Source organism: Nonomuraea sp. MTCD27 (assembly GCF_041950495.1).
Classification (GTDB): Bacteria; Actinomycetota; Actinomycetes; order Streptosporangiales; family Streptosporangiaceae; genus Nonomuraea.
Window position 1 is genome coordinate 264201 of sequence record NZ_JBGNUW010000001.1, and the last position, 22751, is coordinate 286951.

24 protein-coding genes and 1 pseudogene are annotated in these 22751 nt (G+C 71.9%); 12 read left to right on the forward strand and 13 right to left on the reverse strand.

What is annotated here, in order from left to right; translation table 11 throughout:
• Positions 1-5 precede the first annotated feature (5 nt).
• Both ACBJ59_RS01335 and mctP read left to right on the forward strand, forming a co-directional pair.
• A complete protein-coding gene (locus ACBJ59_RS01335; RefSeq protein ID WP_364129880.1) occupies positions 6-215 on the forward strand; it encodes a DUF3311 domain-containing protein in 210 nt (69 codons plus the stop codon).
• Positions 212-1819 carry a monocarboxylate uptake permease MctP gene (gene mctP, locus ACBJ59_RS01340; RefSeq protein ID WP_375108315.1) on the forward strand — a complete coding sequence of 536 codons (1608 nt, stop codon included), beginning with the start codon at positions 212-214 and terminating at the stop codon, positions 1817-1819. The genes ACBJ59_RS01335 and mctP overlap by 4 nt, the downstream gene beginning before the upstream one ends.
• Here the strand turns inward: mctP and ACBJ59_RS01345 are convergent.
• Positions 1788-2165: a DUF6285 domain-containing protein gene (locus ACBJ59_RS01345; protein WP_364129885.1), complete on the reverse strand. Its 378-nt coding sequence runs from the start codon at positions 2163-2165 to the stop codon at positions 1788-1790. The genes mctP and ACBJ59_RS01345 overlap by 32 nt on opposite strands.
• Before the next feature lie 105 nt (positions 2166-2270).
• On the opposite strand from ACBJ59_RS01345, the gene ACBJ59_RS01350 reads away from it, so the two are divergent.
• The 5 genes from ACBJ59_RS01350 to ACBJ59_RS01370 are packed head-to-tail and all read left to right on the forward strand — an operon-like array spanning position 2271 to position 6816.
• Complete coding sequence (locus ACBJ59_RS01350; protein ID WP_375108316.1) at positions 2271-3053, forward strand: CPBP family intramembrane glutamic endopeptidase; 783 nt, start codon at positions 2271-2273, stop codon at positions 3051-3053.
• A 54-nt stretch (positions 3054-3107) separates the two neighbouring features.
• Positions 3108-4298 (forward strand): acyl-CoA dehydrogenase family protein, encoded by a 1191-nt coding sequence (locus tag ACBJ59_RS01355; RefSeq protein WP_375108317.1) that lies wholly within the window; start codon positions 3108-3110, stop codon positions 4296-4298.
• On the forward strand, positions 4295-5263 hold the full coding sequence (locus ACBJ59_RS01360; RefSeq protein ID WP_375108318.1) for a phosphotransferase family protein: 969 nt from the start codon (positions 4295-4297) through the stop codon (positions 5261-5263). Before ACBJ59_RS01355 ends, ACBJ59_RS01360 begins: the two co-directional genes overlap by 4 nt.
• A 15-nt stretch (positions 5264-5278) precedes the next feature.
• On the forward strand, positions 5279-5998 hold the full coding sequence (locus ACBJ59_RS01365) for an ABC transporter ATP-binding protein (protein ID WP_364129894.1): 720 nt from the start codon (positions 5279-5281) through the stop codon (positions 5996-5998).
• Positions 5995-6816, forward strand: coding sequence for an ABC transporter permease (locus ACBJ59_RS01370; protein WP_375108319.1), 822 nt, complete (start codon positions 5995-5997; stop codon positions 6814-6816). Before ACBJ59_RS01365 ends, ACBJ59_RS01370 begins: the two co-directional genes overlap by 4 nt.
• Here the strand turns inward: ACBJ59_RS01370 and ACBJ59_RS01375 are convergent.
• The 3 genes from ACBJ59_RS01375 to ACBJ59_RS01385 form a co-directional block, all read right to left on the reverse strand.
• Positions 6770-7414 (reverse strand): TetR/AcrR family transcriptional regulator, encoded by a 645-nt coding sequence (locus tag ACBJ59_RS01375; protein WP_375108320.1) that lies wholly within the window; start codon positions 7412-7414, stop codon positions 6770-6772. The genes ACBJ59_RS01370 and ACBJ59_RS01375 overlap by 47 nt on opposite strands.
• Positions 7411-7872 carry a hypothetical protein gene (locus ACBJ59_RS01380; protein ID WP_375108321.1) on the reverse strand — a complete coding sequence of 154 codons (462 nt, stop codon included), beginning with the start codon at positions 7870-7872 and terminating at the stop codon, positions 7411-7413. Before ACBJ59_RS01380 ends, ACBJ59_RS01375 begins: the two co-directional genes overlap by 4 nt.
• A gap of 124 nt (positions 7873-7996) precedes the next feature.
• Positions 7997-9160: a site-2 protease family protein gene (locus tag ACBJ59_RS01385; protein ID WP_375108322.1), complete on the reverse strand. Its 1164-nt coding sequence runs from the start codon at positions 9158-9160 to the stop codon at positions 7997-7999.
• Between the two features lie 249 nt (positions 9161-9409).
• Between ACBJ59_RS01385 and ACBJ59_RS01390 the strand changes: the two genes are divergently transcribed.
• The 3 genes from ACBJ59_RS01390 to ACBJ59_RS01400 all read left to right on the forward strand — a co-directional run bounded on the left by ACBJ59_RS01390 (position 9410) and on the right by ACBJ59_RS01400 (position 13790).
• Positions 9410-11974: an ATP-dependent Clp protease ATP-binding subunit gene (locus ACBJ59_RS01390; RefSeq protein ID WP_375108323.1), complete on the forward strand. Its 2565-nt coding sequence runs from the start codon at positions 9410-9412 to the stop codon at positions 11972-11974.
• A 21-nt stretch (positions 11975-11995) separates the two neighbouring features.
• Positions 11996-13300, forward strand: coding sequence for an acyltransferase (locus tag ACBJ59_RS01395; protein ID WP_375108324.1), 1305 nt, complete (start codon positions 11996-11998; stop codon positions 13298-13300).
• Positions 13301-13376: 76 nt separating this feature from the next.
• Positions 13377-13790: an SPW repeat protein gene (locus tag ACBJ59_RS01400; protein WP_364129910.1), complete on the forward strand. Its 414-nt coding sequence runs from the start codon at positions 13377-13379 to the stop codon at positions 13788-13790.
• Positions 13791-13868: 78 nt separating this feature from the next.
• Here ACBJ59_RS01400 and ACBJ59_RS01405 read toward each other — a convergent pair whose 3' ends face one another.
• From ACBJ59_RS01405 to ACBJ59_RS01445, 9 genes and pseudogenes are all read right to left on the reverse strand, one after another.
• The gene (locus ACBJ59_RS01405) at positions 13869-14837 is read right to left on the reverse strand and encodes a CapA family protein (RefSeq protein WP_375108325.1); all 969 of its coding nucleotides are present in this window, start codon (positions 14835-14837) and stop codon (positions 13869-13871) included.
• A 72-nt stretch (positions 14838-14909) separates the two neighbouring features.
• Positions 14910-16037, reverse strand: a complete 1128-nt coding sequence (locus ACBJ59_RS01410; RefSeq protein WP_375108326.1) for an RNA-guided endonuclease InsQ/TnpB family protein — start codon at positions 16035-16037, stop codon at positions 14910-14912.
• A pseudogene (locus ACBJ59_RS01415) lies at positions 16028-16126 on the reverse strand (hypothetical protein); the annotation flags it as partial. The pseudogene ACBJ59_RS01415 and the gene ACBJ59_RS01410, both read right to left, overlap by 10 nt.
• Positions 16092-16514 carry an IS200/IS605 family transposase gene (gene tnpA / locus ACBJ59_RS01420; protein ID WP_375108327.1) on the reverse strand — a complete coding sequence of 141 codons (423 nt, stop codon included), beginning with the start codon at positions 16512-16514 and terminating at the stop codon, positions 16092-16094. The pseudogene ACBJ59_RS01415 and the gene tnpA, both read right to left, overlap by 35 nt.
• A gap of 748 nt (positions 16515-17262) precedes the next feature.
• Positions 17263-18048 carry a polyphosphate kinase 2 gene (ppk2, locus tag ACBJ59_RS01425; RefSeq protein ID WP_375108328.1) on the reverse strand — a complete coding sequence of 262 codons (786 nt, stop codon included), beginning with the start codon at positions 18046-18048 and terminating at the stop codon, positions 17263-17265.
• 192 nt (positions 18049-18240) lie between these two features.
• Positions 18241-18759: a flavodoxin family protein gene (locus tag ACBJ59_RS01430; protein ID WP_375108329.1), complete on the reverse strand. Its 519-nt coding sequence runs from the start codon at positions 18757-18759 to the stop codon at positions 18241-18243.
• A gap of 10 nt (positions 18760-18769) precedes the next feature.
• The gene (locus ACBJ59_RS01435; RefSeq protein ID WP_375108330.1) at positions 18770-19240 is read right to left on the reverse strand and encodes an HPP family protein; all 471 of its coding nucleotides are present in this window, start codon (positions 19238-19240) and stop codon (positions 18770-18772) included.
• Positions 19237-19581, reverse strand: coding sequence for a hypothetical protein (locus ACBJ59_RS01440; protein ID WP_375108331.1), 345 nt, complete (start codon positions 19579-19581; stop codon positions 19237-19239). The genes ACBJ59_RS01435 and ACBJ59_RS01440 overlap by 4 nt, the downstream gene beginning before the upstream one ends.
• An 83-nt stretch (positions 19582-19664) precedes the next feature.
• Positions 19665-21962, reverse strand: a complete 2298-nt coding sequence (locus ACBJ59_RS01445; RefSeq protein WP_375108332.1) for a phosphoketolase — start codon at positions 21960-21962, stop codon at positions 19665-19667.
• Between ACBJ59_RS01445 and ACBJ59_RS01450 the strand changes: the two genes are divergently transcribed.
• Together ACBJ59_RS01450 and ACBJ59_RS01455 are read left to right on the forward strand one after the other, a co-directional pair.
• Positions 21963-22148 carry a hypothetical protein gene (locus ACBJ59_RS01450; RefSeq protein WP_375108333.1) on the forward strand — a complete coding sequence of 62 codons (186 nt, stop codon included), beginning with the start codon at positions 21963-21965 and terminating at the stop codon, positions 22146-22148. It begins immediately after the preceding gene.
• Between the two features lie 172 nt (positions 22149-22320).
• Positions 22321-22749 carry a pyridoxamine 5'-phosphate oxidase family protein gene (locus tag ACBJ59_RS01455; RefSeq protein WP_375108334.1) on the forward strand — a complete coding sequence of 143 codons (429 nt, stop codon included), beginning with the start codon at positions 22321-22323 and terminating at the stop codon, positions 22747-22749.
• Positions 22750-22751 lie beyond the last annotated feature (2 nt).

Below are 22751 nucleotides of genomic sequence, written 5' to 3' on the forward strand. Positions count from 1 at the left end.
GGTCGATGACTACCGGGGAACCCGGGCAGCCGCGCACCGACCGCAGCCCGTGGAACTGGCTGCTGGTCCTGCCTATCGTGCTGCCGCTGTTGACGTTCCTGTTCAACGCCGACGAGCCGCGCCTGATGGGCTTCCCGCTCTTCTACTGGCTGCAGATCGCCTTCATCGTCGTCGGCGTCGTGTCCACGACCATCGTCTACAGGATGACCAAGTGAGCGGGCACACGACCGAGCTGGTCGTCTTCATCCTGCTGTTCCTGCTGGTCAGCGGCATGGGCTTCGTGGCCGCCCGCTGGCGGCGGCCCAACGACCTGGCCAGCCTCAACGAGTGGGGGCTCGGCGGTCGCAGCTTCGGCTCGTGGATCACCTGGTTCCTGATCGGCGGCGACCTGTACACCGCCTACACCTTCGTGGCGGTGCCGGCGCTGGTGTTCAGCTCCGGGGCGCTCGGCTTCTACGCGCTGCCGTACACCGTGGTGGTCTACCCGCTGGTGTTCCTGGTGCTGGCGCGGATGTGGTCGGTGTCGCACGTGCACGGGTTCGTCACGCCGGCCGACTTCGTCCGGGCCCGGTTCGGGTCGCCGACGCTGGCGCTGGTCATCGCGATCACCGGTCTGGTGGCCACGATGCCGTACATCGCGCTGCAGCTCGTCGGCATCGAGGCGGTGCTCAAGGCGATGGGCATCACCGGGCACCTGCCGATCATCATCGCGTTCGCGATCCTGGCGGCGTACACCTACCAGTCCGGCCTGCGCGCCCCCGCGCTGATCGCGTTCGTGAAGGACGCGCTGATCTACATCGTGATCCTGGCGGCGATCATCTACATCCCGGCCAAGCTGGGGGGCTGGGACTCGATCTTCGACGCGGCCAAGGCCAAGTTCGACGCCAGCCCCAATCCGGCGGACGGCGTCATCCTGAACGCCAACAACCAGCTGCAGTACATCACGCTGGCCTTCGGCTCGGCGCTGGCGCTGTTCCTCTACCCGCACAGCCTCACCGGCGTGCTGGCCTCCAAGAACCGCAACGTCATCAAGCGCAACATGTCGGCGCTGCCCGCCTACAGCCTCGTGCTGGGCCTGATCGCGCTGCTCGGCTTCATGGCGATCGCGGCGGGCACCAAGCCGGTCACGGCCGGCGGCAAGACCGACACGAACACGATCGTGCCGGTGCTGTTCGACCAGATGTTCCCCGACTGGTTCACCGGCGTGGCCTACGCCGCCATCGGCATCGGCGCGCTCGTCCCGGCGGCGATCATGTCGATCGCCGCGGCGAACCTGTTCACCCGCAACATCTACCGCGAATACCTCAACAAGGACGCCACCGACGCCCAGGAGGCCAAGGTCTCCAAGCTGGTGTCGCTGGTGGTCAAGGTGGGCGCGGTGCTGTGCATCCTGCTGCTCGACCCGCAGTTCTCGATCGACCTGCAGCTCATCGGCGGCGTGATCATCCTGCAGACGCTGCCGTCGGTGGGTCTGGGCCTCTACACCCGCTGGTTCCACAAGGGCGGCCTGATCGCGGGCTGGGCGGCCGGCCTGGCGGCGGGCATGTGGATGCTCTACCTCATCCCGAACCCGGCCAACGGCAAGCAGCACTTCGGCGGCTCGGCGTTCGGGCTGGCGAACCTGGGCTTCGACACCAAGATGACGATCTACGCCGGGTTCCTGGCGCTGGGCGTCAACCTGATCGTGGCGGCCGTGGGCACGCTGATCTTCCGGGCCGCCAAGGTGGCCGACGGGAAGGACGCGACCGCCCGGAACGACTACTTCGCCGACGAGGGCGACCCGGAGGTCAAGGACCTGGATCTGACCGGCTCCCACTGACCTCACCCGGATAGGCGGGGTTGGCCACCTCCAGCTTCGCGCGTACCGCCTGTTCGAGGGCGGTCACGAGGGCCGCGTCGTCCGCGACGCGGCCCTCCCGGATGGCGGCGGCCAGCTCGGCGTCGCCCGCCACGCCCAGCTCCGCCAGGCGGGCGGCGTGCCGCTCGGCCTGCTCGGGGCCGAGCTCGATCTCCCGCTCCACCATGCCGAGCACGTTGATGGCGACGCGCGTGTGGTAGCGGACCCGGCCGTCGACCGCCGGGAGCACATCGGTCTGGAGGAAGTCGCGCACGGCGGCCACGAGCTCGGCCGCGGTGGGGACGTCGTGCGGATCGGTACGCCTCACAGCACCTCCTTAGCAGACCGGGACCCCGCTCCCCAAGCGGATCCGGCTACCAGGCGGAATGTCGCTTTTATCGGCATCCGATCATGTACCGACTAATCTGCGCACATGCACACTCAGTCCCCCGCCGCACCCGCCCCGGTGCTCGGGCCGAGGCTCATCCGGGCCGAGGTCCTCGTCGTGTTCTCGGTCTCGCTCGGCGCCAGCGCTCTGGTGGCGCTCGTGCGGCTGATCGGTGCGCTCACGGCGCCGCGGGAGCTCAAGGGCCAGCAGGCGGTGCTCGTCGGATCGATGGCGCCCGACCGGCCCTGGCTGGACCTGGCGCTGCAGCTCGTCCAGATCGCGATCTCGGTGGCGCCGGTGGGGCTGGTGGCGTACCTGCTGGTGCGCTCCGGGGAGTCGCTGCGGACGATCGGCGCCGACCTGCGCCGGCCCGGGGGCGACCTGGCGCGCGGGGCGGCGCTGGCGGCCGCGATCGGCGGCTCCGGGCTGGCGTTCTACCTGGCGGTGTGGGCGGCGGGGGTGAACCTGACCGTCGTGCCCGGGCAGCTGCCCGAGGTGTGGTGGCAGGTGCCGGTGCTGCTGCTGGCGGCGGCGCAGAACGGCGTGCTGGAGGAGGTGCTGGTCGCCGGCTACCTGCTGCACCGGCTCGGGCAGGCCGGGTGGTCGCCGTGGAAGGCCGTGGTGGTGTCGTCGCTGCTGCGCGGGTCGTACCACCTGTACCAGGGGTTCGGCGGGTTCGTCGGGAACGTGGTGATGGGGCTGGTGTTCGGGCGGCTGTACCAGCGGTGGGGGCGGGCCATGCCGCTGGTGGTCGCGCACACGCTCATCGACGCCGTCGCCTTCGTCGGGTACGCCTTCCTGCACGGCCGGGTCAGCTGGCTGCCCTGATCGGCCGCCGCGCCACCGTTGACCGCCGCCGGGGTTTCGGGATGGGATCGTTTCATGACCTTCGCCATCCCCGACGGCGTACGCCCGATCCGCGATGCCGTGTACGCGTTCATGACCGAGCGGGTCGAGCCCGCCGAGCCCGTCCTGCACGCGGGCGGGCCGGCGGCCGCGACGGCGCTGGAGGAGCTGCGGGCGGAGGCCAGGAAGGAGGGCCTGTGGGCGCTCGGCCACCCCCGCGAGCTGGGCGGCGGCGGGCTGCCGTTCCTCGACTACGTCTACGTCAACGAGGTGCAGGGCCGCAGCGAGTACGGCCAGCTCGCGCTGGGCACCTACACCCTCCAGGACTCCCTGATGCTGCACGAGCACGCCTCGCCCGAGCAGCGGGAGCGCTACCTGGAACCGCTGGTGCGCGGCGACATCTCGCCGAGCTTCGCGATGACCGAGCCGAGCGTCTCCAGCAGCGACCCGACGCAGATCGGCACGGCCGCGGTGCTCGACGGGGACGAGTGGGTGATCAACGGCCACAAGTGGTTCACGACCGGGGCGTCGCGGGCGGCGTACACGACCGTGATGTGCAGGACCGAGCCGGACGCGCCACCCCACCTGGCCTTCTCCATGATCCTGGTGCCGACGGACACCCCCGGCTACACGATCGTGCGCGAGACGCCGGTGCTGGGCCTCGACGGGGCGCACTGCGAGGTGCGCTACGAGGACGTCCGCGTGCCGGCGTCCAACCTGCTCGGGCCGCGCGGGCAGGGGTTCGTCATCGCGCAGAGGCGGCTCGGGCCCGGGCGGATCTTCCACTGCATGCGGTGGCTGGGGCAGGCGCAGCGGGCCTTCGACCTGATGTGCCGGCGGCTGCACGAGCGCACCGCCTTCGGGGAGCCGCTGGCCGCCAAGCAGCTCATGCGCCAGCACGTGTTCGACTCCTACGCCGAGATCCAGTCCGCCCGCCTCCTCACGCTGCACGCCGCCGAGGCGATCGACGCGGGCTCGCAGGCCCGGGTGGAGATCGGGGCGATCAAGGTGGTGGGCGCGCGGATGCTGCACAACGTGATCGACCGGGCCATCCAGGTGTACGGCGCCGCCGGCCTGACCCCCGACACGCCGCTGGACCGGATGTACCGGCACGCGCGGGCGGGGCGCATCTACGACGGGCCCGACGAGGTGCACATCGACTCGGTGGGGCGGCGGATCCTGGGCTCGTACGCGGCGGGCGGCACCTGGGAGTTCGGCCGCCGATGACCGACCCGCGAACGATCACCCGCGAGGTGTTCGGGGCCGGGGCGGCGATCGGGTCCTGCGCCCGGCTGCCCGGCGGGGCCTCGCGGGAGACCTGGGCCCTCGACGTCGTCACCCAGGACGGCGGCAGGCACGAGCTGATCCTGCGGCTCGACTCGCCCGGCGCCCCCACGGAGGCGGGTTCCGGCCTGGCCGCCGAGGCGGGGCTGATGCGGGCCGCCGCCGGGGCCGGCGTGCCGGTGCCGCGAATCATCGCCTGCGGGGAGTCGTACATCCTCATGACCCGCGTCCCCGGCGAGACGATCCCGCGCAAGATCCTGCGCGACGACGCCTACGCGGCGGCGCGGCCCCGGCTGGCCCGGCAGTGCGGGCAGGCGCTGGCCGCCATCCACCGCATGCCGCTGTCGGCGGTCCCGGTGACGGAGGATCAGGGGCAGGACCCGCTGCTGCGCTGGCGGGACGTGCTGGACCAGCTCGGCGAGCCGCATCCGGTGTTCGAGCTGGCGTTGCGGCGGCTGGCCGCAACCCGCCCGCGCAGCCGGCGGCCGACGGTCGTGCACGGCGACTTCCGCAACGGCAACCTCATCGTCGGGCCCGAGGGGATCAGGGCGGTGCTCGACTGGGAGCTGGCGCACACCGGCGACCCGCTGGAGGACCTGGGCTGGCTGTGCGTGAAGGCGTGGCGGTTCGGCTCCGAGCTGCCGGTGGGCGGGTTCGGCGACTACAGCGACCTCATCCACGCCTACGAGGAGGCCGGCGGGCAGGCGGTCGACCGTGACGCGCTGCGCTGGTGGGAGACGTTCGGCGTGCTGAAGTGGGGCATCATCTGCGTCATGCAGACCATGCGGCACCTGCGCGGCGGCGCTCGGTCGGTCGAGCTGGCCGCGATCGGGCGGCGGGTGTGCGAGAACGAGTGGGACCTGCTGCGGCTGCTGCGGGAAAACCCGTTGCCTGGCCGCCCCTCCTGACCGCACGCTTGGTCGGTGACCATCCTGCGAGCTTCCCATCTGGTCAAGCGGTTCGGGGCGGTCACGGCCGTTCGCGACGTGAGCCTGACCGTCGGTGAGGGCGAGGTCGTCGCGCTGCTCGGCCCCAACGGCGCGGGCAAGTCGACCACCCTGCACATGCTGCTCGGCCTGATCACCCCCGACGCGGGCACCATCGAGATGTTCGGCATGGAGCTGGCCCGGCACCGGGTCGAGGTCCTGAGCCAGGTCAACTTCGCCGCGAGCTACGTGGACCTGCCCGGGGTGCTGCGCGTGCACGAGGTGCTCGACGCCTTCGCCCGCCTGTACGCGGTGCGCCGCCCCCGCCTGCGGGTGGACGAGCTGATCGAGCTGTTCGAGCTGGGCCCGATCAGCAGGCGGCAGGTGATGGCGCTGTCGTCCGGCCAGCGCACCCGCGTGCAGCTGGCAAAGGCTCTGCTCAACGCGCCCCGGCTGCTGGTGCTCGACGAGCCCACGGCCAACCTCGACCCCGACGCCGGCGACCGGATCCGGGGCCTGCTGTCCCGCGTGGCCGGGGAGAGCGGCAGCTCCATGCTGATCACCTCGCACAACATGCGGGAGGTCGAGCGCATGTGCCACCGGATCCACTTCCTGTCCGGGGGCGAGATCGTGGCGGCCGGCAGCGCGGCGGAGCTGGCCGGGCACTACGGTGCCGAGGACCTGGAAGAGGTGTTTCTCAAGGTGGCCCGCGGATGACGTACCTGACCCTGCCCCCGTTGAGCCTGGCCGCCCGGCGCACCCGGGTGCTGGGCGTGGTCCGCCGTGACTTCGCGGCGCTGCGGCGCAGCCCGGTCCGGGTATTCGAGATCCTGTTCTGGCCGACGGTCGAGCTGGTGCTGTGGGGGTTCGTCACGTCGTTCCTGCAGACGCAGCGGGTGCCGTTCGTGGTGTCGTTCCTGCTCGGCGCGGTGCTGCTGTGGCAGGTCCTGCAGAAGGCCAGCAACGAGATCTCGATCGCCTTCCTCGAGGACATCTGGTCGCGCAACCTGCTCAACGTGCAGGTCAGCCCGCTGTCCAGCGTCGAATACCTGGTGGGGCTGGTGCTGTTCTCGCTGGGCAAGGTGGCCTTCGCGGTGGCGGTGATGGCCGGGCTGGCCTACGCCCTGTACGGGTTCGGGGTGAACGCCATGGGGGTGGGGCTGGTGCCGTTCATGGGGGTGCTGCTCATGCTGGGCTGGTCGCTGGGGCTGGTCGGCATCGCGGCGGTGCTCCGCTTCGGCGAGAAGGCGCAGGTGATCGCCTGGTCGCTGGTGTTCGTGGTGCAGCCGCTGGCCGGGATCTTCTACCCGATCTCGGTGCTGCCGGCGCCGCTGCAGACGGCGGCCTGGTTCCTGCCGGCCTCGCACGTGTTCGAGGGCATGCGCACGGTCATGGCGGGCGGGGCGGTGCCGTGGGACCGGCTGGCCTGGGCGAGCGCCATCAACGTCGGCTATCTGGCCGGGACGCTGGGGTTGTTCGCGTGGGCCCTCAGCTATGCCCGGCGCCGCGGGCGGCTGTCGCGCTTCGGGGAGTGACCCGCCGGGGCGCCGGCCCTTCCGGCCGGGGAGCGACCGCGGCGGCGATCACGTCCACCAGGCCCTCCACCACCTGCGCCCGGTCCACCTCCCGGTGGTCGAGCCACCAGTCGCCGGTCGTCTGCACCATGCCGACGAAGGCGTGCCCGAGCACCTGGGCGCGCACCGGGTCGGGCACCACCCGCTCGGCGGCCAGCATGCCGCCGAGCTCCTCCCCCAGGCTGCGCACCAGCGAGGTCATGTGGGAGCGGACCCTGCTGTCCTCGGCGCCGGCCCGGTGGAACAGGAACCGGTAGAGGTTGAGGTTGGCCGAGACCAGGTCGAGGTAGACGTCGATGGCCGACCTGGCCCGCTCGCGCAGGTCGGGCCCCGCCGCGGCGAACTCGGGCCGGAGCTGGGCGATGACCTTGCGCACGTGCCGGTCGGCCAGGGCCTGGTAGAGGCCGTGCTTGTCGCCGAAGTGGCGGTAGAGGATGGGCTTGGTGATGCCCGCCTCGGCGGCGATGGCCGCCATCGAGACGCCGGGGCCCTCCTTCATGATGACCCGGTCGGCCGCGTCGAGCAGCGCACTGCGCCGATCCGGATCCCGCCCGTTCACCTGTCCAGGATAGATCGCAGGCGGGCCGGGAGCACCGCCGAGAGCACCAGGACGGCGCCGATGAGCGCGTACAGGCCGCCCGTCCCGGCCAGGGTGCCGGGCGGCTCGCCCAGCTCCGCCCACGGCACGCCGTCCGGCGGGGACCACGGCAGCCCGCCGGTCCGCGCCCAGGGCAGGGTGGCGGCCACGCCGACCGCGGCGTCCAGGTCGAGGGCGAACAGCACGCCCGCCGCGGCCAGGGGCACCCCGCAGCCGAGGGCGGCCGCGGGCCAGGCGGTGAGGAGGGTGACGAGCACGGCCACCGCCGCCAGGTAGCCCAGGCCGGCGGGCGCGGGGCCGAACGCGGCGGCGCCCGTGCGCAGCGCCCTGGCGGCGGCCTCGGTGAGGTAGTAGACGGGGACGATCGCCGCGAGGCCGGCGGCGGCTCCCATGAGGTGGCGGGCTCGCCGGTCGCGCATGCTCCCCTCCCCTGTGCTCGCCCGCGCCCGGGCCCGTGCGTGCCGGGGAGATCGCGAGTTTCGGACGCCCACCTTAGCCGTCCGGTCCGCGCCGCACGCGGGAACGGGGGAAGGTCCGCCCTGTTCAGGCGTTGTGGCGTTCCCGGTGGAGAGTGTGGCCGGCGCCGCGCAGGCCGGCGGTCGCGACCACCCGGCTGATGTCGGTGGGGGTCAGCAGGCCGATCAGGTGCCCGCTCCCGTCGAGGACGACCGCGCGCCCGTCCGTGCAGCCGCCCATCCGGCCCAGCAAGTCCGTCAGCGGCTCGTCCGGGCCGGAGCGCGGCACCTCGTCCGGCGGGCAGGCGATGTCGCTCAGCCTCTTCGCGGCGCGGTCCTGCGGGGGCACCCTGCGGATGCGGTTGAGCGTCACCAGCCCGGTGAACACGCCGTCGTCGTCCACCAGCGGGTACGTGGACAGCCGCCGGTGCATCACGACCTGGTCGATCAGCTCCGCCACGGTCTGGCCGGGGTGCGCGACGACGGGCCGGGCCGACATCACGTCGCCGACCCGCAGGCCGTACAGCAGGGTGCCGAGCCGGGTCTGCTGCTCCTCGGCGGTGGCGGCGTTGACCAGGAACAGGCCGATCAGGACCAGCCACAGCCCTTCGAAGCCGAGGCCGGTGACGACCTGCAGGAAGCCCAGGGCGATGAGCACGTACCCGAAGACCCGGCCGGCGCGGGCCGCGGCGATCGCCGCCCTGGCGCGGTCCCGCCAGCGCGCCCACAGGGCCGCGCGCAGGACCCGCCCGCCGTCCAGCGGCGCGGCCGGGATGAGGTTGAACACCGCGAGCAGCACGTTCACCCCGGCCAGGTACAGGAACACGCCGGCGGGCAGCGACGTCCCCGTCATGGCGGAGAGCAGCACCGCCATGGCGCCGAACAGCACCCCCACCAGCAGGCTCGTCACGGGGCCCACGGCGGCGATCCTCAGGTCGGCGCCGGGCGTGCGGGGCTGGCCGCGCAGTTCGGCGACGCCGCCGAGCAGCCACAGGGTGATGTGCGCCACCTCGATGCCGTGGCGGCGGGCCGTCACGGCGTGGGCCAGCTCGTGGGCGAGCAGGGACCCCAGGAACAGCACGGCCGAGGTCAGCCCGGCCAGCAGGTACTCCACGGGGGAGCGGCCGGGGAAGACCGCGGGGAAGCGCCCGTAGGCCAGCCCCACGACCAGGATGACGACGATGACCAGCACGCTGACGTTGAGCCCGACCTGGACTCCGCCGATGCGGCCCAGAGAGATGGAGGAGCGCATCTTTCCTCCTGCGGATGGATGTCCGCCCTCCCTTACCCGCGCATCGCCCCTGGTCACGCGGATGGTCGGGTGTTTCTCGTCACTCGGGCGGTTTCTCCACGGTCAGTGCGCCTCGCCGGGAGGCGCCGCCGGCAGCGGCTTCTTGTGCCCGCTATCCAGACTCCTGACCGATAGCTCCGGAATTGCCGTGGTTGTCCATTGATGTCATGGGTAGACGGGCGTGACGGGCGATACCTGAGGGGAGGATCGATGACTACGGGTGATTATTGGCATTACGGCTACGGCCCGATGGATGATCTGCTGGCCAGGTTCTTCGGGCTCGGCCCACCGGCGTTCCCCCGTCGCGTGGACATCGGGCGGTTGCTCAGCGAGGACGCGATCGAGTTGCTGCGGACGGCGGCGGAGAAGGCGGCCGAGTGGGGCGCCGACTACCTCGACACCGAGCATCTTTTGTGGGCCGCCACGCAGGTGGAGGCGACCCGGAGGCAGCTGGAGCAGGCGGGAGCCGATCCGGCGGCGCTGGCGGGAGAGGTTGAGCAGGCCGTCGAGCAGGGCGAGCCGCGCCAGGGCCCCATGCCGCTGGCCCCGGCGGCCAAGCGGGCGCTGCTGGACGCCCGGCAGGTGGCGCACGCCACCGGCGCGTCGTACATCGGGGCGCAGCACCTGGTGCTCGCCCTGGCGGCCAACCCCCAGTCGACGGCGGGCCGGCTGCTGCGCGGGGCGCGCGTCACCCCGCAGTCGTTCGCGCCGGAGGGCACGGGGAGCGCCGAGCCGCTGGCGGGCCAGCAGCCGCCGCCCAGCAGCACCCCCACCCTCGACCAGTACGGCCGGGATCTGACGGCCGTCGCCCGGGAGGGCGCGATCGACCCCGTGGTCGGCCGCGACAACGAGATCATGCAGGCGGTGGAGGTGCTGTCGAGGCGGACCAAGAACAACCCGGCCCTGCTGGGCGAGCCGGGCGTCGGCAAGACCGCGATCGTCGAGGGGCTGGCGCAGCACATCGTGGACGGCGAGGTGCCCGACACGCTCAAGGACAAGCGCGTGGTCCAGGTGGACCTGGCCGGGATGGTGGCGGGCACGAAGTACCGCGGCGAGTTCGAGGAGCGCCTGACCAAGGTCATGGAGGAGATCCGCGCGAACCGCGAGGAGCTCGTCATCTTCATCGACGAGCTGCACACCGTCGTGGGCGCGGGCGGCGGGGAGGGCTCCATCGACGCCGCGAACATGCTCAAGCCCGCCCTGTCCCGCGGCGAGCTGCACGTGATCGGCGCCACCACGCTGGAGGAGTATCGCCGGCACGTCGAGAAGGACGCCGCGCTGGAGCGGCGCTTCCAGCCCATCCTGGTGCCCGAGCCGAGCGTCGCCGACGCCATCGAGATCCTGCGCGGCCTGCGCGACCGGTACGAGGCCCACCACCAGGTCAAGTTCACCGACGACGCGCTCGTCGCCGCGGCCGAGCTGTCCGACCGCTACGTCTCCGACCGGTTCCTGCCCGACAAGGCCATCGACCTGATGGACCAGGCGGGCGCCCGGGTGGCGCTGCAGACCAGGACCACCCCGGCCGGCACCCGCGAGCTGGAGGAGGAGCTGGAGCACCGGCAGCGGGAGAAGCAGCAGGCGGTGGAGTCCGAGGACTACGAACGCGCCCGCGAGCTGCGCGACGAGATCGCCGGCCTGCAGTCCCGCGTCGGGCAGGCCCGCGGCTGCCGGCGCGGGGTCGCCGAGGTCACCCCGAACGAGATCGCCGAGGTGGTCTCCCGCGCCACCGGCATCCCCGTCTCCCAGCTCACCCAGGAGGAGAAGGACCGGCTGCTGGCCCTGGAGGAGCACCTGCACCAGCGGGTGATCGGCCAGGACGAGGCGGTCGCGGCGGTGTCCGAGGCGGTACGCCGCTCCCGGGCCGGGATGAGCGACCCCGACCGGCCCATCGGCTCCTTCCTGTTCCTCGGGCCCACCGGGGTCGGCAAGACGGAGCTGGCCCGCGCGCTGGCCGAGTCGCTGTTCGGCGAGCAGGAGCGGATGATCCGGCTCGACATGAGCGAGTTCCAGGAGCGGCACACCGTCTCCCGGCTGGTCGGCGCCCCGCCGGGATACGTCGGCTACGAGGAGGCGGGCCAGCTCACCGAGCAGGTGCGGCGCAAGCCGTACTCGGTCCTGCTGCTGGACGAGATCGAGAAGGCCCACCCCGACGTGTTCAACCTGCTGCTGCAGGTGCTGGACGACGGGCGGCTGACCGACGCGCAGGGCCGTACGGTGGACTTCCGGAACACCGTGCTGATCATGACCTCCAACCTGGGCGCGGACCTCATCATGTCCCATCCGGGCGAGGCCGCCCGGGGGCTGCGCGGCCAGCTCATGCGGCTGCTGCAGATGCGGTTCAGGCCGGAGTTCCTCAACCGGGTCGACGAGATCATCGTCTTCCGCGGCCTCGACGCCGAGCAGCTCCGGCAGATCACCGTCCTGCTGCTGGAGGACACCCGGCGACGGCTGCACGCCCAGGGCGTCGTGCTGGAGCTCGAGCCGGCGGCCGTGGACTGGCTGGCGCACGAGGGGTACCAGCCGCACTTCGGGGCCCGGCCGCTGCGCCGGACGATCCAGCGCAAGCTCGACAACACGCTGTCGCGGCTGCTGCTGGACGGCACGCTGAGGCGGGACCAGCGCGCGCACATCGGCGTCAGGGACGGCGATCTCGCCATCACCGTGCTCGACCCGGGGACCGAGCCCGGGCCGGACGTCGAGCCGCACGTCGTGGCCCGGCCCGAACCGCGCCTCCCCGAGGAGGACCAGCCGGACCTGACCGGCCCCTACCTGTGACCGGCCTCGTTGACGACGCTCATGGGAACTCTGCGGCGGATCCGCCGGCTGGCCGCGGACACGCCGGCGCGCCGGGATCGCCAGGTCGACCTGCTGCGCGCGGTCGCGATCGCGGCCGTGGTCATGGGCCACTGGCTGGTCGTGTACGTGAGCGACGACGGCGGCCTGCACGGCGGCAGCGCCCTCGAGACCGTGCCCTGGACCCGGCCGCTGACCTGGCTGTTCCAGGTCATGCCGATCTTCTTCCTGGTCGGCGGCTTCGCCAACGCGGCCTCCTTCACCTCCCATCGGGACGGCGGCGGCACCGCGTCGAGCTGGATCCTGCGGCGTACCGACCGGCTCGTCCGGCCCACCACGGCGCTGCTCGGCGTGCTGACCGTGGCCGCCCTGTCGGCGCGGACGCTGGGCGCCGATTCCGCGCTGATCGGGATGGGCGTCTGGGCGGCGGCGATCCCGCTGTGGTTCCTCGTGGTCTACCTGGCCGTCGTGGTGCTGACCCCGCTCACGCATGCCCTGCACCGCCGGTACGGCCTGGTCGTGCCGGTCGTGCTGGCCGTCCTCGTCGGCGTGGGTGACGCGGCGCGGATGGTGTGGCACATTCCGTACGTCGACCAGGGGAACTTCCTGTTCGCCTGGCTGGCCGTCCACCAGGCCGGCTTCGCCTGGCAGGACGGGCGCCTGCCCGCCCGGCGATCCGTCGCGCTGCCGCTCGTCCTCGGCGGGCTCGCCGCGCTGGTGGCGCTGACCGTGCCCGGCCCGTACCCGATCAGCATGGTGGGGGTGAACACCTCTCCGCCCAGCCTGGCGCTGCTGGCGCTGGCCGTCGCGCAGACGGGTCTGGCCATGTGGCTGCAGGACCCGGTCAACCGGTGGCTGCGGCGGCTGCGCCCGTGGACGGTGGTGGTCGCGGTCAACTCCGTGATCATGACGTTGTTCCTGTGGCACATGACGGCCGCCGTGCTGGGGGTGCTGGCGCTGTATCCGACGGGGGTGCTGCCGGACCCGCCGGCCGGTTCGACGGCCTGGGTGCTGCTGCGGGTGCCGTGGATCGTCGTGCTGGCCCTGATCCTCGGGGTGCTGGTGGCGGTGTTCGGGCCCATCGAGCAGCGCTCCGGTCCGCTGCCCGATCCCCGCGCCGCGCCGGTCGTGCCGGCGCTGGCCGGGACGGCGGGGGTGCTGGGCGGGCTGCTCGGCGCCGCGTCGGCCGGTCCGGGCGACCACGGCGTGGCCGGGCTGCCCACCCCGGCACTGGTCGCCTACTTCGCCGGGGCCGCCGTCCTGCGCCACGCCCGTCGTCGCAGGTCAACGCACCCGCCGCTGGTGTGAGACGGCCGGAAGTGGGTAGTGGGAGGCGGGCGACGGGAGAAGGTCCCGTCAACGCAATCGGGAGGTGATGTCACCGATGACCCGCGAGATGGAGCGGCATCCCGACATCATCAGCATGCGGGAGAGGTACGAGGTAGCCGCGGCCAATCCGGCGGTTCAAGCGGCGGACGGGCTGACCCTGCTGGCCGGGCTCTTCCTGGCGCTGTCGCCGTGGATCGTGGGATTCACCAACCTCGGGGCGCTCACCGTGAACAACCTGGTCACCGGGATCGCCGTGGCACTGCTGGCGCTGGGCTTCAGCTCGGCGTACGGCCGCACCTACGGCATCGCGTGGACCGCACCCCTCATCGGGGTGTGGACCATCCTGGCGCCCTGGGTGATCAGGGGTGAGACGAACACGTCGGGAATCATCACGAATGTCATAGTCGGCGCGATCATCCTCATTCTGGGCCTGGTCACGTGCGGCATGGGCATGACGCGAAGGCGGTGAGAATAGGGCCGGCCCACGGACCGGCCCTCCATCTCAGCGCATGTCCACTCAGCGCATGTCCACTCAGCGCATGTCCACTCAGCGCATGTCCACGGTGAGCAGGCCGTCCTCCCACGCCGCCGTGGTGCCGAGCCTGGCGCACGCGCCGATGAAACGCCGGCCGAGCCAGTCGCGCTCCTCGCCGGTGGCCAGGAGGGTGTGGCAGTAGTCCAGCTTGAGCGGCACGGCGCGCAGCCGTACCGGGCCGAGCTCGTCGATGGTCACCAGGAACAGCAGCGACAGATCGTTGCGCAGGTCCGGATCCACCAGGTAGTCGTCGAGGAAGTCCCCCATGTCGTACAGGACGGGCGGGGCGACTCCGTGCGGGACGTGCGCGGAGTGGCCGGCGATCAGCGTGGCTCCCGCGTCGGCCAGGATCGTGGCCGCCGCGCGGACGTACGGCAGCGGGCCGCTCGTCATGTTGGGGCCCCAGTGGGGGCTGACCAGCACGACGTCCACCTCCGTACGCGCTCGCGCCACCGTGTCCGTCAGCCAGGCCGGGACGCCGGCCTGCAGGTCGGCGTAGGCCACGCCGGGCCGGTCGGGGGTGGCGGCGTAGTCCGGGGGGTGGTCGGTGACGGAGATGACGGCTATGCGCAGCCCGTTCACGACCAGCACGACCGGCTCGCGCGCCCGCTCCAGGTCGCCGCCCGCGCCCGCCACGCGGATCTCGGCGCGTTCGAGCAGGGCACGGGTGTCCAGCAGCGCTTCGTGGCCGTAGTCCAGGGCATGGTTGTTGGCCAGCGTGACACAGCTGACGCCGAGCTCGGCGAGCAGCTCCACGGCGTGCGACGGGGCGCGGAAGTGGAACGGCTTGCCGGGAGCGCTCCACGGGCTGCCCCGGTCGGAGACGCAACATTCGAGGTTCAGCAGGGTCAGGTCGGCCTCGGAGAGCCACGCGCGGACGCCGTCCGACACGTACGCCTCCGGTTCGGATGATCTGGCCAGCAGGTCGGCGACGCCACGGCCGAGCATCGTGTCACCCGCCAGCGCGAGCGTCACAGTCACAGGAGTCCTCTGCCTCGCGATGACGTGCTCAAACACGTGACTCCTCCGCCCCCTGAAGAGGGCGGCTTCTCGCTAAGCCGCTGCGGCTTCGCGAAGGGCAAGCCCTGCCCCGAGAATGTTGATCGCCGCGTTGACGTCGGCGTGCGCGGTGTGGCCGCACGCCGTACAGGCGAACTCGGCTTGGGTGGCGCGGTTCTCTTTCGCCATGTGCCCGCATTGGGCGCACGTGCGGGAGGTGTTGCGGGGGTCCACGGAGATCAGCTCTCGACCGGCGCTTTCAGCCTTGTGCGCGAGGATGCCCAGGAACACCCCCCAACCCGCGTCCAGGATGCTCTTGTTCAGTCCGGCCTTGGCCGCCGCGCGGTTGGGCAGGTAGCCGCCTTCTCCGTCCGGTTTCGGGGCTGGGCTCTTGGTCATGTTCGCGATCCGCAGGTCCTCGTGCACGATCATGTCGTAGTCGCGGATCAGGGCGTTCGCGGCCTTGTGCGCGCCGTCGAGCCGTTGACGCCGGACCTTGCCGTGCAGGGCTGCGACGCGGGCGACCGCCTTACGGCGGCGCTTGGACCCGCGCTTCTTACGGGCGAGGTCCTGCTGAGCGGCTGCCAGCTTCTCGGCGGACGCCGCGAGGTGTCGCGGGTTGCCGACCTGCTCGCCGTCCGAGGTGGTCAGGAACGACGCCACGCCCATGTCCACGCCGACGACCGCACCCGTGGCGGGCAGGATCTCGACGGGCACGTCGTCGCACGACAGGACGACGTACCAGCGGGAGCCTTCCCGCTTTACGCTGATCGTCTTCACCCGGCCCCGCACCGGGCGGTGCTGGTGCACGCGGACATGCCCGACGCCTTGAAGGCGGACGAACGTGGCGGACGGGTGCTCGGGCTGGGAGTCCCACCGGCAGCCGTCGCCGTCCTTGGGCCACTCAACCGTGTCGAACCAGCCCCGGCCCTTGAAACGCGGGAAGCCCGGAGTGCGACCGGCCTTGACGCGGTCGAAGAACGCGCGGAACGCCTTGTCCAGGCGGCGCAGGGTGGCCTGCTGGGAGGAGAACGACCAGTGCGCCTGATCGGGTCGTCGGCGCGGATCTCCTTCAGCTGGGCGGACTGGTCGCCGTACCGGATCGACACCTTGGACCGCTTGTACGCCTCGCGCCGCTCCACAAGCGCCGCGTTGTACAGGGCGCGGTGGTCGTCCAGGCACGCGGTGAGCGCGGCCTGCTGGTGCGCGGTCGGACGCATGAGGAACGTGTAAGACCTACGCACGGCCACCCGCCTGGGGCGCCCGCTCATACTGCGTCTCGATGTAACGCCGCACCGTCTCTGCGGACACGGCGCCGACGGTGGCCACGAAATAGGACCGCGACCACAGCGTGGGCAACCGGGAACGCAGGTGAGCGAACTCCGCGCGCAGGTGGTGCGAGGTGAACCCTTTGAACTGGTTGGCCACATACGACGGCGAGTTCTTCGGATGCGGCTTGACGAACAGGTGCACCTGGTCGGGCATCACCTCAAGCGCCACGATCTCCCACCCGTGCTCGTCGGCCTTGACGCGGATCAGCTCCTCCAAGCGGGCCTTCACCCGGCCGCCCAGAACGGGACGGCGGTACTTCGGGCACCACACGACGTGGTACCCGAGCTCATACGCCACACCGGGGGAGGTGCGCACCTGACGAGTCACCCGATCTTTATGACAGCGTCATATATCTAGTGCGCGATGAACGGAGATCTCTGATGCCCGAATCTGGCGGGTCACTGCACGCTCGGGCCTTGGCGGCCCTCCCGCTCCCGATTCCCCCGACGGCCGAAGCCGCCGGTCCCCTCAGGAGGTACTGATGGATACGGGGGGCGGCGCCGGGTAGGGCCACGCGGACAGCGCGGCGGGCGCCGGTCCGCCGGATTCTGACGGAAAGGTGGGACGGCCGGATGAGAGCGCATGAACGGCAGCGGGTGGGGGCGGGGGACGTCGAGCGGGCATCCCGGGCGATCCACCGCCAAGCCACCACCGAGACCGCCACCGTGGCCGCCACGTCCATCGCCGACGGCCTCCCCCTTCCGGGCAGACGGCCTGACCGGGGCAGGCGGCCCTACGGGGGCAAGGGGGCCGGTCGGGTCAGGCGAGGCTTTGCGGGCCTCAGAGGCCGGCTGACCGATCGGGGCAGGCAGGGCGTCAGGAGTGTGAGAGGCCCGGTGGCCGATCGGAGCGGGCGGGACGTTGAGGGCCGGCGGGGCGTTAGGGGCGGGCGGGGCGTTGGGGGCGGGCGGAGGGCGGGCATGGGCGTGCTCGTCGTGGCCGCCGTCGCCGCCGCTGCGGGCGCGGGGGCGGGGGCGGCCGTCGCCGCCCTCCTGCGCGCCCGGCGGCGGTCCCGTGGCTCGGGCTCGTGACCCGTTCTGCGGGATCATCCGGCCGGGGGCCTCACCGGTGGCCGTCAGGTGGTGACGTCGGGCACCAGCGTCTCCACCCTCGGCGGCCGGCGGTACCCCGTGGAAGCGGGGCGGGGCGGGATCTTCAGCGGCGGGCGCCGTACCTCCTGGTACGGGATCGTGGACAGCAGGTGGGAGATCATGTTGATCCTGGCCCGCCGCTTGTCCTCGCTCTCCACCTCGTACCACGGCGCCTCGGGGATGTGCGTGTGGATCATCATCTCGTCCTTGGCCCGCGAGTACTCCTCCCAGCGCGTGATCGACTCCAGGTCCATCTCCGACAGCTTCCAGCGCCGCATCGGATCCTCCAGCCGGTCGCGGAAGCGCCGCTCCTGCTCGGTGTCGCTGACCGAGAACCAGTATTTGCGCAGCATGATCCCGTCCTCCACCAGCAACCGCTCGAAGATCGGGCACTGGTGAAGGAACCGGGTGTACTCCTCCTGGGAGCAGAACCCCATCACCCGCTCGACCCCGGCCCGGTTGTACCAGCTCCGGTCGAACAGCGCGATCTCCCCCGCGGCCGGTAGGTGCTCGACGTAGCGCTGGAAGTACCACTGCGTGCGCTGCCGCTCGGTGGGGGCGGGCAGCGCGACGATCTTGGTCACCCGCGGGTTCAGGTATTCGGTGACCCGCTTGATCGTGCTCCCCTTGCCCGCGGCGTCCCGCCCCTCGAAGATCACGACCAGCCGCTGCCCCTCGGCCTTCACCCACTCCTGCAGCTTCACGAGCTCCGCCTGGAGGCGGAGGAGCTGCTTCTCGTACGGCTTGCGCCGCAGCCTCTCGGTCGTCACGAGGGCGGTTCCTCTCCATCGTCATCAGCGATCCGCCCAGCTTGTCCCCCGGAGCCCGCCACAAGCAAACGTCCCCGCCGTCACACCCGCCGCCCCGCCCCGCCTCGCACCCCGCCTCGCACCCCCGGCGCCGCACCCGGCCCGCTGCCCCGCGTCGCGCCCAGGGCCTCCCGCCCCGGGCTTCAACGGCGGTCAGGTGGCTGGGGTTGGGAACAGGGCGGCCAGGATCTCGCCCCACTGCCGGGCGCGTTCCAGCTCGCCTTCCACCAGCGGCCCCTGCGTGCCCGTGACGTAGAAGCTCTGCGCCGGGACGACGGCCCGGACGCCGTGGCGGCGGAGCCGTCTGGCGATGCCGTGTGCGGCCGAGCCGGGCATGCGGGGCTTGGCGATGCGGGTGTCGAAGGCGGCCGAGCCGAGCCCGGCCGACGACGTGCGCAGGGCCGCCAGCCATTCCCGTACGCCGTCCCCGCGCGAGACGAGCGCCCCTTCGGCCTGCTGGGCGGCGAACTGCCGGGTGGAGGCGCGGCTCATGGAGAAGGCGTGCGTCGGGCCGCCCACCACGAGCAGCCGCACGTCCTCCCCCACGAGCGCCGGCGCGGCACCGACCTCCAGCGCCTCGGCCACCATCCCGGCGGCCAGCCCCCGGGCCACCGCCTCGGCGATCCGCCGCGTGTTGCCGTACATGGATTCGTAGACGACCAGCGCGTCCATCGTTCGTCTCCTATCGGGTCCGGGATGGCAGGACGGGTTCGAGGTGGAACATCCCGGTGACCACCTCACCGGTGTCCGCGGCCGGCTGGGCGCGGCCGGCGACCGCCGCCAGCACGTCGCGGGCCGTGACCAGGCCGATGAGCCCGTCGCCGGACAGCACGGGCACGGCGTCGCACCCGGCGTCCAGCATCACGGCCGCGACCCGGGGCAGCGGCATGTCCGGCCGTACGCGTGGCCGCGGGCCGCGCTCGAGCAGGGTGTGGACCTGGCGGCTCGACTGCTCCTGCGGCCCGCCCGACCAGGAGGCGGCCAGCCGCTCGCTGGTCAGGATGCCCACCACGTTCCGCCCGTCCACGACCGGCAGGTGGTGCACGCCGGCCCGGCGCATCAGCTCCCAGGCCATCAGCGGTGACTCGTCCGGTCTGACGGCGACCAGGATGCGGCTCATCACCTGTCCGGCGGTCAGCGTTTCGACGGTCATGACGCCTCCTCGATACGTGGCCGGACCACCGCGACCGGGACGGGCCGTGTGGTTCGGGACGCCGTGCCCTCGCTCACGACGTTCGTTCCTCCTGCTTCCACTCTCCCGAAGGCGGCGTCGCGGCACCGGAGGAGGAAGTCCCGGGCCGGGATGCCATTGGTCCTGATCCGCCCGTTCGCGGACGGCCGACGTGGTCCGGGAACGCCGGTCACGGTCAGGAGGCCCGCGTACGACAGGACCGTGAAGGCGACGGTCACGTTCCCCCGGGTCACAGTGTGGATGAGCCGCTGGTGATCGAGGAGCCGGCCCAGCAGGCCGAGCCTGGCCAGCGGGCCGTTCACGCCGGCCAGAGGCCCTCACCGGGGCTCAGGTGGCCTGAGCCCAATCGATCGTGCATGGTGGGGTCGGGTGCGGCACGGGCCGGTCAGGTCCAGGTCCAGTCGCGGATCTCCGGTGCGTCCTCGCCGTGCTCGCGCGTGTACGCCCGCGCCCGCAGCCGCTCGTCGCTCATGTGCTGGCGGAGGTGGGCGGCCGTGGTGCCGAGGCCCGGGACGCGGTCGATGACGTCCATGACCAGGTGGTAGCGGTCGATGTCGTTGAGCATGGCCATGTCGAACGGCGTCGTGGTGGTGCCCTCCTCCTTGTAGCCGCGCACGTGCAGGTTGTCGTGGCCGTTCCGGCGGTAGGTGAGGCGGTGGATCAGCCAGGGATAGCCGTGGAAGTTGAAGATGATCGGCCTGTCGGTGGTGAAGATCGTGTCGAACTCGGCGTCCGGCATGCCATGAGGGTGCTCCGAGGGCGGTTGCAGGCGCATGAGGTCCACGACGTTGACGACGCGTACCTTCAGCTCGGGCAGGTGCTCGCGCAGCAGCGCGGCGGCGGCCAGCGTCTCCAGCGTCGGCACGTCGCCCGCGCAGGCCAGCACCACGTCCGGCTCGCTGCCCTGGTCGGTGGAGGCCCATGGCAGGATGCCCAGGCCGTGCGTGCAGTGGGCGATGGCCTCGTCCATGGTGAACAGGTCGAGCACCGGCTGCTTGCCGGCGACGATCACGTTGACGTAGTCGCGCGAGCGCAGGCAGTGGTCGCCGACCGAGAGCAGGGTGTTGGCGTCCGGCGGCAGGTAGACGCGTACGACCTCGGCCTTCTTGTTGACCACCAGGTCGAGGAAGCCGGGGTCCTGGTGGCTGAAGCCGTTGTGGTCCTGCCGCCACACGTGCGAGGACAGCAGGTAGTTGAGCGAGGCGATCGGCCGCCGCCACGGGATCCGCTTCGTCGAGGCCAGCCACTTGGCGTGCTGGTTGAACATCGCGTCGATGATGTGGATGAAGGCCTCGTAGCAGTTGAACAGCCCGTGCCGCCCGGTCAGCAGGTAGCCCTCCAGCCAGCCCTGGCACAGATGCTCGGACAGCACCTCCATGACCCGCCCGCCGGCGGCCAAGTGCTCGTCGGTCTCCTCGACGGCGGCGTTCCAGGCCCGGTCGGTCGTCTCGAACACGGCCTGCAGCCGGTTGGACGCCGTCTCGTCCGGCCCCATCAGCCGGAAGCCGTGCGGGTTCGCGGCGATGACGTCGCGCAGGAAGGCGCCCAGCATCCGGGTCGGCTCGCTGGTCTGCCCGGCGGGCGACTTGACGTCGACGGCGTAGTCGCGGAAGTCCGGGAGCGTCAGCGGGCGCAGCTGCTCGCCGCCGTTGGCGTGCGGGCTGGCGCTCATGCGCAGCGGTCCCTCCGGCACCCCGTGCAGGACGGCGGGCACGGGCCGGCCGTCTCCGTCGAACAGCTCGTCCGGCCGGTACGAGCGCATCCACTCCTCCAGCATCGCCAGGTGCCCGGGGTTGTCCCGGACCCCGGACAGCGGCACCTGGTGGGCCCGCCACGTGCCCTCGACCGGCAGGCCGTCCACCTCGCGGGGCCCGGTCCAGCCCTTGGGCGTCCGGAGGATGATCATGGGGAGGCGGTCGGCGCGGCCGTCCTTGTAGGCGGCGATCTGGTCGAACACCACGTCCGGGGTGCCGGCCATCTCGTCGTGGTCGGGGCCGACCACGTGAGGGCGGTAGCCGTACCCTTCCATGAGCTTGATCAGCTCGGCTTCGGGGATGCGGGCCAGGACGGTCGGGTTGGCGATCTTGTAGCCGTTGAGGTGCAGGATCGGCAGGACGACGCCGTCCCGGAAGGGGTCGAGGAGCTTGTTGGAGTGCCAGCTCGCGGCCAGCGGGCCCGTCTCGGCCTCGCCGTCGCCGACGACGCAGGCCACCACGAGCCTGGGGTTGTCGAAGGCCGCCCCGTACGCGTGTGCCAGCGAATATCCCAGCTCGCCGCCCTCGTGAATCGACCCGGGCGTCTCCGGCGCGACGTGGCTCGGGATGCCGCCGGGGAAGGAGAACTGCCGAAACAGCCGCCGCATGCCCTCCACGTCCTGCGACACGTCCGGATACCGCTCGGAGTACGACCCCTCCAGCCACGCGTGCGCCACCGCCGCCGGGCCGCCGTGGCCGGGGCCGGCGATGTAGATCATGTCCTGGGAGCGTTCGGCGATGATCCGGTTGAGGTGGGCGAAGCAGAAGTTCAGTCCGGGTGTGGTGCCCCAGTGGCCGAGGAGGCGGGGTTTGACGTGCTCGGGCCGCAGCGGCTCGGTCAGCAGCGGGTTGTCCAGCAGGTAGATCTGCCCCACGGACAGGTAGTTCGCGGCACGCCAGTAGGCATCGATGGTCTGCATCGTCGTCATGTGTCCGATGATTTCCGGCGCCTGTCCCCCGGCCTAGGGACCTTGGTCCCGACCTTGGCGGGTGAGAAGGGCACGACGGCCACGTCGGCCCCGCCGATGCCGAAGATCGCGTACCCGGTGTTCAGCTGCGGCTCGCACAGGGTCTCGCGGCCGCTGCCGCAGTACCCGCAGTACCCGCAGGTGTAGCCCGGCCACGGAGGACCTTGGTCCCTTGAGTCCCAGGTCAGGCCGCGCCGGGGTCGTCCCGGCGAGCCGCTGCGGCCCGAGTCCTTCTCCCCGTCCGCCCCGGGCTGATCGGCGGGATCGAGGGGACTTTCGTCCCTGCTCGCGGAGGGTGCGGCGGGGTGATGCTGGAACCATGCGACTCGATACGTCCGGACTTCAGGTGCTCTCCCGCGAGGAGTGTCTGCACCTGCTGTCGTCCGTGCCGATCGGGCGGATCGTGTTCACCGATCGCGCCCTGCCCGCCGTTCAGCCGGTCAACTTCCGCCTCGTCGGCGAGAGCATCGTGATCCGTACCTCGTCCGGGTCGAAGCTGGCGGCCGCCACCCGGCGCAGCGTGGTGGCGTTCGAGGCCGACGACCTCGACCCCGCGCTGCGGACGGGCTGGTCGGTCACGGCCGTCGGGCATGCTCGCGCGGTGACCGATCCCGCCGAGCTCGCCCGGCTGAGCGCGCTGCCGCTGGTCCCGTGGGTGACCGGCGACCACGACCACTACATCGTGGTCGAGGCCGAGCAGGTGTCCGGCCGCCGGCTGACCGGCCGGCCCATCGCTGCGGCGGTCTAGCC